14 protein-coding genes are annotated in these 14,788 nt (G+C 65.0%); 1 reads left to right on the top strand and 13 read right to left on the bottom strand.

Annotated features, from left to right (window positions below; all coding sequences use genetic code 11):
* Nucleotides 1-57: 57 nt before the first annotated feature.
* The 8 genes from CH278_RS01905 to CH278_RS01870 are packed head-to-tail and all read right to left on the bottom strand — an operon-like array spanning nucleotide 58 to nucleotide 7,129.
* Complete coding sequence (locus CH278_RS01905) at nucleotides 58-906, bottom strand: DegV family protein (RefSeq protein ID WP_032389259.1); 849 nt, start codon at nucleotides 904-906, stop codon at nucleotides 58-60.
* Nucleotides 903-1,655, bottom strand: a complete 753-nt coding sequence (octT, locus tag CH278_RS01900; protein WP_027497527.1) for a diglucosylglycerate octanoyltransferase — start codon at nucleotides 1,653-1,655, stop codon at nucleotides 903-905. Before octT ends, CH278_RS01905 begins: the two co-directional genes overlap by 4 nt.
* Nucleotides 1,642-2,295, bottom strand: coding sequence for a histidine phosphatase family protein (locus tag CH278_RS01895; RefSeq protein WP_027497528.1), 654 nt, complete (start codon nucleotides 2,293-2,295; stop codon nucleotides 1,642-1,644). Before CH278_RS01895 ends, octT begins: the two co-directional genes overlap by 14 nt.
* Nucleotides 2,292-2,681: a ribosome silencing factor gene (gene rsfS, locus CH278_RS01890; protein ID WP_027497529.1), complete on the bottom strand. Its 390-nt coding sequence runs from the start codon at nucleotides 2,679-2,681 to the stop codon at nucleotides 2,292-2,294. The genes CH278_RS01895 and rsfS overlap by 4 nt, the downstream gene beginning before the upstream one ends.
* Nucleotides 2,678-3,502: a nicotinate-nucleotide adenylyltransferase gene (gene nadD, locus CH278_RS01885; protein WP_256991798.1), complete on the bottom strand. Its 825-nt coding sequence runs from the start codon at nucleotides 3,500-3,502 to the stop codon at nucleotides 2,678-2,680. Before nadD ends, rsfS begins: the two co-directional genes overlap by 4 nt.
* Nucleotides 3,499-4,914 carry a vWA domain-containing protein gene (locus CH278_RS01880; protein ID WP_094621043.1) on the bottom strand — a complete coding sequence of 472 codons (1,416 nt, stop codon included), beginning with the start codon at nucleotides 4,912-4,914 and terminating at the stop codon, nucleotides 3,499-3,501. The genes nadD and CH278_RS01880 overlap by 4 nt, the downstream gene beginning before the upstream one ends.
* 1 nt (nucleotide 4,915) lies before the next feature.
* Nucleotides 4,916-5,797 (bottom strand): AAA family ATPase, encoded by an 882-nt coding sequence (locus tag CH278_RS01875; protein WP_027497532.1) that lies wholly within the window; start codon nucleotides 5,795-5,797, stop codon nucleotides 4,916-4,918.
* Nucleotides 5,798-5,848: 51 nt separating this feature from the next.
* Nucleotides 5,849-7,129: a glutamate-5-semialdehyde dehydrogenase gene (locus CH278_RS01870; RefSeq protein ID WP_027497533.1), complete on the bottom strand. Its 1,281-nt coding sequence runs from the start codon at nucleotides 7,127-7,129 to the stop codon at nucleotides 5,849-5,851.
* Between the two features lie 114 nt (nucleotides 7,130-7,243).
* Between CH278_RS01870 and CH278_RS01865 the strand changes: the two genes are divergently transcribed.
* The gene (locus CH278_RS01865; protein WP_057473462.1) at nucleotides 7,244-8,362 is read left to right on the top strand and encodes an NADH:flavin oxidoreductase/NADH oxidase; all 1,119 of its coding nucleotides are present in this window, start codon (nucleotides 7,244-7,246) and stop codon (nucleotides 8,360-8,362) included.
* 20 nt (nucleotides 8,363-8,382) lie between these two features.
* Here the strand turns inward: CH278_RS01865 and CH278_RS01860 are convergent, their stop codons facing one another.
* From CH278_RS01860 to CH278_RS01840, 5 genes are all read right to left on the bottom strand, one after another.
* Nucleotides 8,383-9,339: a D-2-hydroxyacid dehydrogenase gene (locus CH278_RS01860; RefSeq protein ID WP_094621042.1), complete on the bottom strand. Its 957-nt coding sequence runs from the start codon at nucleotides 9,337-9,339 to the stop codon at nucleotides 8,383-8,385.
* The gene (locus CH278_RS01855) at nucleotides 9,339-10,769 is read right to left on the bottom strand and encodes an MFS transporter (RefSeq protein ID WP_094621041.1); all 1,431 of its coding nucleotides are present in this window, start codon (nucleotides 10,767-10,769) and stop codon (nucleotides 9,339-9,341) included. Before CH278_RS01855 ends, CH278_RS01860 begins: the two co-directional genes overlap by 1 nt.
* A gap of 111 nt (nucleotides 10,770-10,880) precedes the next feature.
* Nucleotides 10,881-12,077: a M20 family metallopeptidase gene (locus CH278_RS01850; protein WP_027497537.1), complete on the bottom strand. Its 1,197-nt coding sequence runs from the start codon at nucleotides 12,075-12,077 to the stop codon at nucleotides 10,881-10,883.
* On the bottom strand, nucleotides 12,074-13,387 hold the full coding sequence (locus CH278_RS01845; RefSeq protein ID WP_256991797.1) for an aminotransferase-like domain-containing protein: 1,314 nt from the start codon (nucleotides 13,385-13,387) through the stop codon (nucleotides 12,074-12,076). Before CH278_RS01845 ends, CH278_RS01850 begins: the two co-directional genes overlap by 4 nt.
* 3 nt (nucleotides 13,388-13,390) lie before the next feature.
* On the bottom strand, nucleotides 13,391-14,569 hold the full coding sequence (locus tag CH278_RS01840) for a M24 family metallopeptidase (RefSeq protein ID WP_179274405.1): 1,179 nt from the start codon (nucleotides 14,567-14,569) through the stop codon (nucleotides 13,391-13,393).
* Nucleotides 14,570-14,788 lie beyond the last annotated feature (219 nt).

The following is a 14,788-nucleotide window of genomic DNA, read 5'->3' as shown; positions in this document are numbered from 1 at the left end:
GTCGCGAACTGCCCTGTGCACAACCGAGAGTCTGTGGATGACGCGGCTCGATACGCCCTACCGATGACCAGGAGCGACGACTACGCCGACGGCACCGGGACCGACGTGTGCACCGAGCACCGCACCGAACGGCAGCACGTCGACGCTGGTCAGGTCCGGGATACGCGCCATCAGCATGGCTGAGACGTCCTCGGCTCGCTCGGCGCACTGCATATGATGCACAGCCACGACAACCCCGGATTGCGTACCGATGTCGGCCGCCGCGGCAGCTGCCGCGTCCACCAGCTTGCTCAGTGCTTTCGAGGAGGTTCGCGTCTTCTCGCGCAACACCAGCGCACCATCGCTGATGTACAGCACCGGCTTCATCGCCAGGGCCGTACCGAGCAGGGCTGCGGCAGTGCCGATACGGCCGCCGCGGCGCAGGTGATCCAATCGATCGACGACGATGAAACATCTCGACGACGCAGACCTGCGAACAGCATTGTCGTAGACCTCGTCGAGTCCGGCTCCACCCGCTGCGGCATACGCTGCTGCCAGCGCCGGGTAGCCCAATCCCATTCCGGCAGAACCGGAATCGACAACCTTCACCAACGATCCGATCTGCTCGGCGGCCTGCCGCGCAGCCTCCCAGGTGCTCGACAGGCCCCGGGAGATGTGCAGTGCGACGACGCCCGCCCCGCGACTGCGTTCGAGAGCTGCGGCATAGACCTCGGTCAGCTCGCCCGGAGACGCCCCCGCGGTCGTCACCGGCTTTCCGTCGGTCGATTGTTCGGGAATCTCGTCGATACCCTCACGATGGTCGACGCCGTCCACCAACACATGCAGCGGTGCCACCGTGATACCGCACTCGGCGGCTATGGACGCGGGCAGGCAGGACGACGAATCGGTGACGACGGCGACGGTCATGGGTGCCGGATCGCTGCCGCCGCTGCCACCGGTCGCAACACCGTCAGCATTGCGTCGGCCACGGCCACGTGTGCATCCCAACCCCAGTGGATTCCGTCGGGGTTGGCGTTCTCGGACTCGATGTTCGGACGAACTGCCTCCGCGAGATCGACCATCGGAACACCGTTTTCGTCGCTCCAGGCACGCAGCGCTCGTACCGCGGGCTCGCGCCCCGAATGCACCCGCCCGTAGGCGTCGCACCGATGCACCGACGGATAGGTACCGACGACGGGCAATTCCGGCCGCACGTAGGCCAATGCGGCGCGGGTCTGCTCGAGGTAGTCGACACTCAGTCGCGGCGGAAGCGCCACCGGCCAACCCAGATGCGACAGGACCGGCTGCACCGCTTGATAACCCGCGCGAACGACCCGCCGAAGTGCGGGCGGACGAATGTAGCGGATCTGCTCACGCAACGCGGTCGGTAGCGGCGACGGCAACGAGTCCATGCCGCCGATTCCGAGTACGACGGCACCGGCCCGCGGTATCACCGCCCACACTCGCGGATCCTGGGTCAGAGCCCACCACGCATCGCGGCTCGTCCAGCCGATGCGGGCTACCAGCTCGACATCCCAATCTAGCTCTGCGGCAACGATATTGGGCCACAGTCGAGGATCGTCGACCGGCAGCCCGCCCTCGGGTCCGTAATAGCTCAGCGAGTCCGCCAGCACGAGCAGCACGGGGCGCGCGGCGGCCTCCTCAGAGGACGTCACTGGCCACCCGCGCCGAGGCGTTCCAGACGTCGAGCCGCCAGGACGGGTTGTCGCCGGGCCCGTGCGCACCGAGCTGTACCCAGCTGGTGTTGGCGAGGCCGCCGAGTACCGGCCAGCGATCGGTCGGCAGTGCGAGCAACGCTGCGGTCAGGGCCGCGATCAACCCTCCGTGCGCCACGAGCACCAGTGGTCGCTGGTCGCCGTCGGCACCCCACTCGGGAACGCCGCCGAGGAGCTCACGCACCAGCGGCACGCTGCGGTTCGCAACGTCGATGCGACTTTCCCCACCGGGCGGGGCGACGGTTGCGTCGGCACGCCAGGCCGGACGCGCACCGGGGGCGATGTCGTCCACCTCGGTGTGGGTGAGTCCCTGCCAGTCGCCGAGATGTGTCTCCCGCAGCCGCTCATCCGTGGACACCGGGACTCCAGCCGCGTCCCCGAGAGCTTCCGCAGTGTCGAGAGCGCGCTTGAGATCGGACGAGACGATGCGGATGGGCGCGCGGACAGCCAATTCGGCCGCAGCCGTCTTCGCCTGACTGCGGCCCAGCTCGGACAGATCGGTATCGAGCTGGCCCTGCATACGGTCGGTGGCGTTGTAGTCAGTCTGACCGTGGCGAAGCAGGATGAGCCGCCGGATCATTGCTCCGGTTCCGGTGCCGGGTGCTGACCGAGGCCCGGAACCTCGATCGTCGGGCAGTCCTTCCACAGCCGCTCGAGCGCGTAGAAGTTGCGCTCTTCGTTGTGCTGGACGTGCACCACGATGTCGGAGTAGTCCAGCAGCGCCCAGCGGCCCTCTCGGGTGCCCTCGCGACGCACCGGCTTGTGTCCGGCCTCACGAAGCTGGTCCTCGATGTTCTCGACGATCGAGTTGACCTGACGCTCGTTGGGCGCGGAGGCGATCACGAAGCAATCGGTGATGTAGAGCTGGTCGGAGACGTCGAGGATCACCACGTCGCTGGCCAGTTTGTCGTCGGCTGCGAGCGCGGCGATACGCGCCATCTCGGCGGCTTCGGCTGTTGCAGTCACTTCGGTGTACTCCCACTCGTATGGCTCGGGTTCGCGGTCACTGCGCTGGTGACCGACCCGGCCGGTTGCTTCTTCTGTGGCGCCGGTTCCGACATGGTGACGGATCCGTCGAGGCGCTGCGCGCCCCGTGGTCGATAGAGGTTCCTCTTCGAGATGTATTGCACGACGCCGTCCGGGACGAGGTACCAGACCGGCCGATTTTCACCGGCACGACGTCGGCAGTCCGTCGACGATATCGCGAGTGCCGGGATTTCCATCAATGTGAGAGTGTCGGCGGGCAACGATCGTAGATGGTTGGCCAGATGATCGACGCCGAGCTCGAACCCCGGCCGCGTCACTCCGACGAACTTCGCGAGCTCGAAGAGCTCCTCCCAGTTCTGCCACGTCAAAATGGACTCGAGCGCATCGGCACCGGTGATGAAGTACAACTCGGCATCGGGGTGCTGCGCTCGAAGATCCCTCAGGGTGTCGACGGTGTAGGTCGACTTCTCCCGGTCGACGTCGACCCGGCTCACCGAGAACCGAGGATTCGACGCGGTGGCGATGACCGTCATCAAGTAGCGATCCTCGGCCGGGCTGACCGACCGGCCCTCCTTCTGCCACGGGGTCCCGGTGGGAACGAAGATGACCTCGTCCAGACCGAACGTGGCCGCCACCTCGCTCGCAGCCACGAGGTGACCGTGGTGAATGGGGTCGAAAGTGCCGCCCATGACCCCCAACCGGAGAGTCGGCGTGGTGTTCGTGTCCTCACCGGGGCCGGATTCGTGCTGCACAACCGACGATTCTACGTCCGCGGCAGCGACGCCGGTTACACGCCTCATGCCGGCAACAGTCGTGAGACCACCGTCGCGAGCTGTTGGGCCGACCGACACTCGTGCATCGCAATCACGTCCGCATACACCTTGGCCGCCGAATCACCGGATCCCCACTGAGATTTGGGCTCGGGGTTGAGCCAGTAGGCGTGCTTGGCCACCGAGACGATTCGGGCCAACGCCGGCAGCTTCGGTTCGCGATAGTTCGTCCGGGCATCGCCCAGAACGAGAACCGAACTGCGGCTGGTGATGACCTGCGCGTACTTCTCGTCGAACGTCGTCAGGGCATGCCCGTAATCCGAATGACCGTCGTAGGTCACGAGGTCCGCTTCCCGCACGATCCGGCTCATGGCTGCCCCGAGGTCTGCCCCGGAATCGAAGAACCGCGTCACCTCGTCGGTGGAGTCGACGAACGCAAAGATTCGCACCCGGGAGAACTGTTCACGAAGAGCATGCACCAGCAGCAGGGTGAAGTTGCTGAATCCGGCCACCGACCCCGAGACATCACACAGCACAACCAGTTCCGGCCGGGCACGACGCGGCTTACGCTCCACCAGGTCGATGGGAATACCGCCGGTCGACATGGATTTGCGCAGCGTGCGTCGCAGATCGATGGAGCCGTGCCTGCTTCGACTGCGGCGCACCGCAAGTCGCGAGGCCAGCAACCGCGCCAGCGGTGCGACGTTACGCCGCAATGCAACCATCTCCGCGTCCGAGGCACGCAGGAAATCGACTTCCTCCGCCAGTTTCGGCACACCGTAGCTCGCTACCCGGTCGCGGCCCAGTTTCTCGGCCGACCGTCGCCTCGTCTCGCTCTCGACCATCTTGCGTAGGTCGGCAATGCGTTGCGCTGCAGTCCGTTTGGCCACCTCCGACTCGTAGTCGTCGGTGGGCCGATCCGGCGCGTCGTCACTTCGGCCCAGCAGGCCGTCGAGGATCTTGCGAAGCAGCGTGTCGGGAGCAACATCACGCAACGCCTGATAGGCCGAGAACGACGGCCCGTTCGAGGACTTGTACTGACCGAGCTCTTCGACCATCTGGGCCGCCAGCATCTGGGTCAGTTCGGCCGCCTCCGCCGAGTCGTCCGAGAGCAGTTCGACGATCAGTTCACGCAACGCATCGATATCGACCTCGCCTGTCTCGGTGCGAGGCAGCGCGGTGTCGATCTGCCCCGAATCCCTGGTCCCCGACGCCACCGGAAACCACAGGTCGAACAACGCGTCGAACACCCCGCGGTGCGTCGGACGCCTCAGCAGCGCGCAGGCCAGCCCTTCGCGGACCGCTTCTCTGTCCAACAGATCCAACACCGACAGCACTCGTCCGGCATCCACGGTCTCCGACGGCCCCACCGAGATCCCACGCTTACGCAACGCCTCGACGAAGCCGACGAGATGCCCGGGAATTCCGTGTGGGGCGAGCATGTCAGTTCAGCCGCAGTTCGGCGGCGGCGCGCACCTGATCCGACTGATGCTTGAGCACCACTCCGAGCGTCGACCGGACCGCGTCGTCGTCGAGGGTGTCCATGCCGAGGGCCAGGAGTGTGCGACCCCAGTCGATCGTCTCGGCCACCGACGGCAACTTCTTGAGCTGCATCCCACGGAGCACGCGGACGGTCTTGATCATCTGCTCCGCGATTGCCTCGGGCAGTTCGGGAACGCGGCTGGCCAGGATTCGACGCTCGAGGTCCGCGTCGGGGAAGTCGAGGTGCAGGAACAGGCAGCGGCGCTTGAGAGCTTCCGACAACTCGCGCGTGGCATTGGAGGTCAACACGACGAACGGGGTGCGCTCCGCCGTGATCGTGCCCAGCTCGGGAATGGTGATCGCGAAGTCGCTGAGCACCTCGAGCAGCAGGCCCTCGATCTCGACATCTGCCTTGTCGGTCTCGTCGATCAGGAGCACGGTCGGCTCGGTTCGGCGAATGGCCTGCAGTAGTGGCCGAGCCAGCAGAAACTCCTCGGAGAACACGTCGAGCTTCGTCGAGTCCCAGTCGGCACTCGAGCCGGATTGAATACGGAGGATCTGTTTGGCGTGGTTCCACTCGTACAGAGCCCTCGCCTCGTCGACGCCCTCGTAGCACTGCAGTCGCACCAGTTCGGCTCCGGTCGACTGCGCGACCGCGCGCGCCAATTCGGTCTTGCCGACTCCGGCGGGACCTTCGATCAACAGCGGCTTGCCGAGGCGATCGGCGAGAAAGACCGATGTGGCCGTGGCCTTGTCGGCCAGATACCCCGTCTCGGCCAGACGGGCCTGAACATCGTTCACGCTCGCGAACAACGGTGGTGTCGTCGGTAGGGCACGGTCCACGTCACAACTCCTGGAAGATCGGGTCTGGCGGGTTGAGTGGCTGCAGGCCGGTCAGACTGGTCTGACGTGCCCGTCGCCCCACACCGTCCATTTGGTCGAGGTCAGCTCGGGCAGGCCCATGGGGCCGCGGGCGTGCAGCTTCTGGGTGGAGATGCCGATCTCGGCACCGAAGCCGAACTGCTCGCCGTCGGTGAACGCGGTGGAGGCGTTGACCATCACGGCAGCCGCGTCGACTCGTCGGGTGAATTCGCGCGCAGCACCGATGTCCGACGCGACGATCGCCTCGGTATGGCCGGTGCCGTATCGGTCGATGTGGTCGATTGCCTCGTCGATGCCGTCGACCACCTTCAGCGCGATGTCGAGCGAGAGGTATTCCTGCGACCAATCGTCGTCGCCTGCAGGAACCAACCCCGGCAGATCACCGTGCACCGTGACGCTGTGCATCTGGAACGCCTGCAACAACCTCGGCACCATGGTCTCGGCGATCGCGGCATCGACCAGCACCGTTTCGGCGGCGTTGCACACGCTCACCCGGCGGGTCTTGGCGTTGAGCACGATCTTCTCGGCCGTCTCCGCGTCGGCAGAGGAATGCAGATAGACGTGGCAGTTACCCACCCCGGTCTCGATGGTGGGAACCGTGGCATCACGCACGACCGCGGCGATCAGACCCGCTCCCCCACGCGGGATCACGACATCCACCAGCCCGCGGGCCTGAATGAGGTGGGTGACCGTCGACCGATCAGCACTACCGAGCAGTTGTACGGCCGATTCCGGCAGCCCGTGGCTCGTGAGCGCACCCTGCAGCGCCTCGACCAGGGCTGCGTTCGACTGCGCCGCGGACGAGGACCCCCGCAGCAGCACTGCGTTCCCGGATTTGAACGCCAGACCGAACGCGTCGACGGTCACGTTGGGACGCGCCTCGTAGACCATGCCCACGACGCCCAGCGGAACCCGCATCTGCCTGATCTCGAGCCCGTTGGGGAGCGTCGATCCGCGGATGACCTCGCCGATCGGATCGGGTAGGCCCGCCACCTGCCGCAGCCCGGCGGCAATACCGTCGATGCGCGGTGCCGTCAGCCGCAGCCGATCGAGCAGACCCTCGTCCGTTCCCGCAGCGCGGGCGATCTCGATGTCGGCGGCGTTGGCTGCGAGCACCGGCTCCGCTGCGGCCAGCACGGCGTCGGCCGCGGCATGCAGCAGCGAATCCTTCTCCGCAGTGGTCAGCAACGCCAGTGCACGTGAAGCGACGCGGGCTCGGCGAGCAGCCGAGTGCACGTTCTCGCGCTCGTCGGCAGAGGACGGCACCGAAGCGGCCGAGACGGAAGCAGTCATGCACTACACACTAATAGGGCCGGGGAATGAAGCTGCATCTCCACGTCGTTGCAGCACAGCGTGGACATCGCCGACGTCACCGACGTCGAGACCGACAGACCGGAGGAACCACCTGTGAGTGCCCTGTTCGAGCCCCTGACATTGCGCGAGCTCACCTTTCCCAACCGGGTATGGATGGCACCGATGTGCCAGTACTCGGCCGACGAGACGGGCGAGAACGTCGGCGTCGCGGGCGACTGGCATCGCACCCACCTGGTGAGCCGCGCGATCGGCGGAGCCGGCCTGATCATCACCGAGGCCACAGCGGTCAGCCCCGAGGGCCGAATCAGCCCGTCTGACCTGGGCATCTGGAACGACACACAGGCCGACGCACTGGCCGAGATCGTCACCGAGATCTCGTCCTTCGGTACCGTCCCGGGCATCCAGCTGGCGCATGCGGGCCGGAAGGGCTCGACGGCGGCTCCCTGGCTCGGTGGCACATCACTGCCCGCCGAGGATCCCCGGAGCTGGGAAACCGTGGGCCCGAGCGCCGTACCGTTCGGTCGTTACGCGACACCACGGGAAGCGACAGCCGACGACATCGCAAAGATCGTCGACGATTTTCGTAACGCTGCGCAGCGCGCACTGAAGGCCGGGTTCCAGGTAGCCGAGATACACGGCGCGCACGGATACCTCCTGCACCAATTCCTCTCGCCAGCCAGCAACACCCGCACCGACGCCTACGGCGGCGACTTCGCGGGGCGGACTCGCCTGCTGATCGAGGTGGTCGACGCGGTCCGTGAGGTGTGGCCGGCCGAGCTTCCGGTGTTCGTCCGTCTGTCGGCAACGGACTGGCTCGACGAACCCGAGAAGTCCGATGCTGCAGCCGACTTGGAAGCTCCGAGTTGGACCTCTGATCAGACTGTCGCGCTGGCGCAGATACTCACCGAGCACGGCGTGGATCTCGTCGATACGTCCACCGGCGGGAACGTACGCGCCGAGATTCCGGTCGAACCCGGCTACCAGGTGCCGTTCGCACGGCGTATCCAGAACGAGACCACGATGCCGGCCGCAGCGGTGGGGATGATCACCGAACCGAAACAGGCCGAGGACATCGTTTCGCTCGGCGAGGCGACTGCGGTGCTCCTCGCCCGCGAGCTGCTGCGCGATCCGTACTGGCCACGGCGCGCGGCCCGCGAACTCGGAGTGGAGATGACACCGGCAGTGGCACCGCAGTACGAGCGGGCCTACTGACAGTCACATAACGAGACCGGTCACACCACGAAACCGAGCTTCTTGTCGACGACATTGCGCAGCTGTTCGCCGCGAAAGTATCGCTGCGCGTTGTCGACGAAGACGTCGGCGAGACGACTCTTCCACCCCGACGCGTCCCCGCTCATGTGCGGAGTGACGACCACGTTCTCGGCCGCCCACAGCGGATGGTCGGCCGGGAGCGGCTCGGTCTCGAAGACGTCGAGCGCAGCCCCGGCGAGGTGTCCGGAAGCGAGATGCGTGAGCAGTGCACCGGCGTCGAGTAGCTCGCCGCGACCGACGTTGATCACCCTCGATCCGGGACGCATCGCGGCCAGGACCGCGTCGTCGACCAGGCCCCCGGTTTGCTCGGTCAACGGTGCGACGAGCACCAGATACTCGGCCGCACCGACCACTGTCGACAACTCGTCGCTCGCATGTACCGTCCCGAAATCCGGGTCGCCCTCGCGAGCTGTTCGGCCGACTCCGGAGACCGACATGCCCACTGCCGTCAACAAAGTGGCAATGGCTCGTCCGATTGCTCCGGTGCCCACGATCATCACGTGTGCACCGTCGATGCGTTCGGTCTCGCGGTGCTGCCAGGTGTTCGAATGCTGCAGTGTGCGCGAACGTTCGGAGTCCTTGGCGAACGCGAGGATCTGGGCCAGCACGAACTCCGCGATAGGTCGGTCGAACACTCCACGCGAATTGGTCACGACCACATCGGATTCCACCAGTTCGTCGAACAACAACGAGTCCACGCCGGCAGCGGCGATATGGATCCACTTCAGCGAACCGCACTGCGGCCATGCGGATTCGACTGCGGGCGAGAAGAAATCCCACAGCAGCAGGGCTTCGGCACCGTCGACGGCCTCGGCGAGCGTGTCGGCGGTGGCATATCTGATGTCGGCGACCTCCGCGACGGATTCGAGTCCGTCGGGAAGGTCGCCGGCATGCAGAACGGCCAGGACCGGACGCACTACTTCGACTTGTATCCGACGAGCTCGACGCCGGACGCAGCGACCTCGTCGTCGTTGTCACCGGGGCACTGGGTGCCGCGCAACGATCGGCCCGCGGTTTCGGGCATCAACAGGATCGGAACGAACGCGATGGCAGCTGCGATCATCATGTACCAACCCGGGATCAGGTTGGAACCCGTTCGGCCGATCAGGAACGTCAGAATCAGCGGTGCCGTGCCGCCGAAGAGCGCCGTCGAGACGTTGTATCCGATGGCGAACGCTCCGTAGCGCACCTGGGTGGGAAACAGTGCGGGCAACGTCGACGACACGCAGGAGCACATGATGACCAGCAGCACGCCGAGACCGAGCAGGCCGATGCTCTGGCCGATCAGGCCGGTGTTGATGATCAACAGAAACAGCGGGACGCTGAAGACGAAGTACCCCACACAGGCGACCAGCAGCAACGGCTTTCGGCCCACCCGGTCGGACAGAGCGCCGATGGGGTTGATGATCAACATCATGATGATCATGATGGCCACGAGAGTGAAGTTGGACTGAGTCGTGCTGTGCCCCAACGTGTCGCTGAGGTACGAGGGCAAGAACGTGAGCACCGTGTAGTACGCGATGTTGAGCAGCAGCACGAATCCCATCAGAATCAGGATCCGCTGCCAGTACGTCAGGGTGGCCTTGAGGGAGGTGACTGCTCCACCTGCACCTTCTTCGACCGTGCCGCCGTCTTCCTTGGCCTCGGCGAACACCGGAGAGTCCTCGAGCCGGGTCCGCAGCCACAACGCGACGATGCCCAGCGGGAGCGTCACCAGGAACGGGATTCGCCAGCCCCAGGCCTCCATGGTCTCGTCTCCGAGCCCGACGTTGAGCAGGGTGCACAGGGTGGCCCCGCCCACCGTGCCTGCGAGGGTGCCGAATTCGAGGAACGACCCGAAGAATCCGCGGCGCTTGTCGGGCGCGTACTCGGCCATGAACACTGCTGCGCCGCCGTACTCACCGCCGGTGGAGAAGCCCTGCACCAGTCGGCAGACGAGCAACAGCAACGGTGCTGCGATACCGATGGTGTCGAACGTCGGCAGCACACCGATCGCCGCCGTGGCCAACGTCATCATCGAGACGGTCAGGACGAGGACCTTCTGACGACCGATGCGGTCGCCGAGCGGGCCGAGGACGATGCCGCCGATGGGGCGAATGATGAACGACGCGGCCAGCACGGCGAACGTGGAGAGCAGGCTCGCTCCACCGTCGTCCGACGGAAAGAAGTTGGCGGCGATGTAGACGGCGAGGTAGCCGTACACCGCGTAGTCGAACCACTCCACGGCGTTGCCCAGTGCGGACCCGCCGATCGCGCGATGCAGAATTTTCGTTTCGTTCGCGCTGAGTGTGTCGGTACTCGGCGGATATCCGGTCGGCGAAGCTGCCGACCCTGAAGTTTCGGTCACGGTCCAATACCTCTCGCTTTATGACAACGTGGAGCGTCGGTTTGGTACTTCGCAGCGTCCGACTTTACGTCGACGCCGGGCGCACGTCTCGAACAACCCCCTCTTGGAAAACTAAAGACCAGGTGGCGCAGCGATTCTGGTGGCGATCAACGCGTACGCCTTTGCGCTGTCGGTCAATTGCTGCACGGCGACGGACTCGTCCGGCCGGTGCGCCTGGTTTTCGATCTCCCCGGGACCGAGCACGACGGTGCGGATACCCATCTGCTGTGCCACGAAACCACCATCGCACGAAGCAGTCCAGATGTCAGTGAAACCGGCAGATCCGATGTCGCGAACCGATTGCATTGCAGTGGTGACCAATCCATCGTCCGCAGCGGTCAGAAAGCCCGGCATTTCCATCGACACCTCGAGATGTACCTCGATTCCCGAACCGGTGATACCTGCCGCGTCGATCCGCGAACGTAGGTCGTCCACCACCTCCGCAGCGCTCTCATCGGGTAGCAGCCGACGGTCGACCGTGAGCACGCACCGGTCGGCAACCATCGACGTACCGGTGCCTCCCGTCACGGTGCCCACGTTCCAGGTAGCGGGACCGAGTTCGGCGTGTGGATCCTCGTCCAATTCGATCTGCCAGTCCTCGATGACGGCGACGATGCGGGCGGCAGCGGATATCGCATTGGCACCGTTACGCGGCCGACCTGCATGAGCCGAACGCCCGCGCACGTCGATCTCGATATTCGCGGCTCCTCGGCAACCGACGATGGTCACCAGGTCCGTCGGCTCAGCCACCACGCAACACTGGAAACGACGGGGTCCCGGGTCGGCGACGAATGCTCGAATACCCAAGCCCGCGTCTTCCTCGTCCACCAGACACGCCAACGTCATCGGGAAGCGATCTGCAAGACCGGCACGGTTCACCGCATCCATAGCGGCCACCACTGCGGCCACTCCCCCTTTCATGTCGCATGCTCCCCGTCCGACCATGCGCCCCTCTCGCACGACCGCGGTGAACGGATCCGTGGTCCAGCCCGTGCCCGCCGGAACGACGTCGGAGTGGCCGACGAACAGGACCCCGGGGGTGTCATCGGGTCCGATCGAGGCGATCACGTTCGGTCTGCCGGGAGCGACCTCGATCGTGCGAACGTCGAATCCCAGTGCGCGACATCGCTCCGCGAGTATTTTCGCGCACTTTTCTTCGGTGTCGCCCGGATTTTCACCGCCCGCCTCGATCAACGCGGCTGTGAGAGAAACGATCTCGTTCTCATCGACGGAGTCGAGCAGAGACTGCTGGGCACTCGGAACGGTCATCGCGTGGGGTCGGAGGCGAGCAGATGCTTCGATTTTTCCACCGCGACGGCCAACCGCCTGATGCCTTCCTCGATGCGCTCGGGTGTCGACGAGGCGAAGCACAGCCGTAGCGAATCGTGAAACTTGCCGCCCACCGACAACGCCGGTCCGGGAATGTAGGCAACTCCTTCGGCCAGTGCGGTTTCGAACAGATCCTGCGTCGAGAAATCGTGATCGTTTCCGCGCAACGTCGCCCACAGAAAGAAGCCCCCGTCGGGGTCCGTGGTGGACATCGCGTCACCGAAGTGTGTCGCAATGCTGTTCTGCATCGCCATCTTTCGCGGTAGGTACACCGCAGCCAGCGACCGCAGGTGCTCCTCGAGCAGCCCGCGCCGGATGTACTCGGCCACCATCCTCTGTGCCGGTAGATTCGTACAGGTGTCCATTGCCTGCTTGGCGTTGACGATCAACCGACGCGCTTCGGGGGCCGCGTCCACCCACCCCACGCGCAGACCGGGAGCGATCATCTTCGAGAAGGTCCGCACCGAGAAGATCAGCGGATCGTTCGGACTCAGCGCCCCGAAACTCGGGATCGGGTCCCCCGAGAAACGCAGCAGGCCATAGGGATCGTCGTCGAGAATCACCGAACCCCATCGGTGTGCCAACTCGATCAACAACAGTCGACGCTCGAGTGACAGCGTGACCCCGGACGGATTCTGAAAGTTGGGAATCACGTAGATCATCTTCGGTAGACGCCCGGCTCGCTCGACGAGTTCGGGTAACGCCTCGACGATGAGACCGTCACTGTCCATCGGTGCCTCGAGAATGTCGCCGCCGTAGCTCAACACGGTGGCAGTTCCGTTGGTGTACGTGGGACTTTCGACGATGACCAGATCACCGGGATCGACGAACAGCTTGCAGGCGATGTCGAGACCCTGCATGCCGCCCGAGGTGATGACGACCCGATCCTCGGACGTGGGTTCGCCGACGGACTCGAGATACGCCAACAACGCGTCGAGCAGACCCGGATCACCCTCGGTGGCACCGTAATCGAAGGCGTCCGCTGTGAGCACACTGCCGGCGATCTCGGTGAACGCGGCAGCCGGAACCGTCTCGGCTGCAGGAGATCCCATCGCGAACCTGACGATGTCGTGTTTCTGGGCAGCGAGAAGCGATGTCGACGAGTCGATCACCGATCCCACCAGTTGGTCGGTGCGCAGGGCCCAGGGAATGGCAGGAGTGGAGCCTGCGGAACGACCCTTCTGGGCAGGAGTGGAGCCTGCGGAACGACTCGAAGTAGCAGGAGTGGAGCCTGCGGTGGAGGTGGTCATGTCTCACTCCTTCGTCAGTAGTTCTCGGGGGTATGCGGTGAATGTTTCGACGCCGGTGTCGGTGACTCGGACTGCTTCGGACACCTCGTATCCGTAGTCGTCCATCCACATTCCGCCGATGATGTGAAAGGTCATGTTCTCGGCCAGGACGGTCTCGTCGTCGGTGCGTAGGCTCACTGTGCGCTCGCCCCAGTCGGGGGCGTACGCGACGCCGATCGAGTAGCCGATGCGCGAGGGTTTGTGGAGGCCGTGCTTGGCCAGGCTGGTGTTCCATACCTGAGCCAGCTCGGTTGCGGTGACCCCGGGGCGGACCGTTGCCAGTACCTCGTTCAGCGCTTCACCGGTGGATTCCGCGAGGTATTTCAGACGCGGACTCGGCTTGCCGAGCACGATCGTCCGAGCCATCGGAACGTGGTATCGCCGGAACACGCCGGCCAGTTCGACGACGGTGGTCTCGCCGCGGACGAACCGTTGGTCCGACCACGTCAGATGCGGAGTGTCCGCTCCTGCCCCGGTCGGCAGCATCGGCACGATGGCTGGGTGATCGCCGCCGAAGTCGGCTGTGCCGCGTACCTGTGCGTTCATGATGGCGGCAGCGGCATCGCACTGCCGTTCTCCTACCGAAATCGCGTGGTGCGCAGCAGACATCGCGGCCTCGCACACCGTCGCCGCACCGCGCATCAAGGCGATCTCGGCCGGCGACTTGACCACGCGGATCCAATTGACCAACTCGTAGGAGTCGGTGAATCGGTACTCGGGTAGCGATTTGACGAGCGCTTCGAAGGCTTTGGGGCTGAAGTAGTACGAGTCCATCTCCAGTCCCACTTGACCGTGCTCGAAGTTGTTGACCAACCCCAACTCTCGTAGCTTGGCGGCTACCCAGACGAACGGGTGGGTGTCTCTGCGCTGAACGAACGTCTCCGGGTATCCGAAGGTGTGGTCCTGCGGCAACCACGACGTACGGAACGCACCGTTGGCATCCATCTCGCGAGCGAAGAAGTACAGCTCGCCGTCCAGCGGCACGTACAGCATTTGCGGGGTATAGAACGAGAGTGCGTTGTAGCCCAGCAGATAGTAGAGATTCGCGGGGTCGGTGACGATCAGCGCAGTCAGGTTCTGCGACGCCATGCGCTGACGGACGGCTGCGAGCCGGTCGGCGTATTCCTCGTCGGTGAACGTGATGGGCGTGCTGTTCGGTACGTCCGGGTAGCGAGCCAGGCCGGGAGCAGCCCGTCCTGGAGTCTGCGCGGGTCCGATTGCGGTGACGTAGGCATCGTCGGATGAGGCGTTCACGGGCACCCCCTTCGGGAGGTCTTTTAGTAGATTGTTGACAATCAGGCTATCCGCAGGTGCCGGTGGGGAGCAAGGGCTGCCGTGTTAAAGCTGTGTTGCGCCCGAAGG

The sequence above is a fragment of the Rhodococcus sp. 05-2254-5 genome (assembly GCF_002258575.1).
Taxonomy (GTDB): Bacteria; Actinomycetota; Actinomycetes; order Mycobacteriales; family Mycobacteriaceae; genus Rhodococcoides; species Rhodococcoides fascians.
This window is presented reverse-complemented; position numbering and strand designations above follow the sequence as displayed.

Bases quoted from the DNA above. Each gene is read 5' to 3' on its own strand.
- CH278_RS01905 (WP_032389259.1), bottom strand. From the start codon at position 906: ATGACCGTCGCCGTCGTCACCGATTCGTCGTCCTGCCTGCCCGCGTCC.
- CH278_RS01895 (WP_027497528.1), bottom strand. From the start codon at position 2,295: ATGATCCGGCGGCTCATCCTGCTTCGCCACGGTCAGACTGACTACAAC.
- nadD (WP_256991798.1), bottom strand. From the start codon at position 3,502: ATGAGGCGTGTAACCGGCGTCGCTGCCGCGGACGTAGAATCGTCGGTT.
- CH278_RS01880 (WP_094621043.1), bottom strand. From the start codon at position 4,914: ATGCTCGCCCCACACGGAATTCCCGGGCATCTCGTCGGCTTCGTCGAG.
- CH278_RS01870 (WP_027497533.1), bottom strand. From the start codon at position 7,129: ATGACTGCTTCCGTCTCGGCCGCTTCGGTGCCGTCCTCTGCCGACGAG.
- CH278_RS01850 (WP_027497537.1), bottom strand. From the start codon at position 12,077: ATGACCGTTCCGAGTGCCCAGCAGTCTCTGCTCGACTCCGTCGATGAG.
- CH278_RS01845 (WP_256991797.1), bottom strand. From the start codon at position 13,387: ATGACCACCTCCACCGCAGGCTCCACTCCTGCTACTTCGAGTCGTTCC.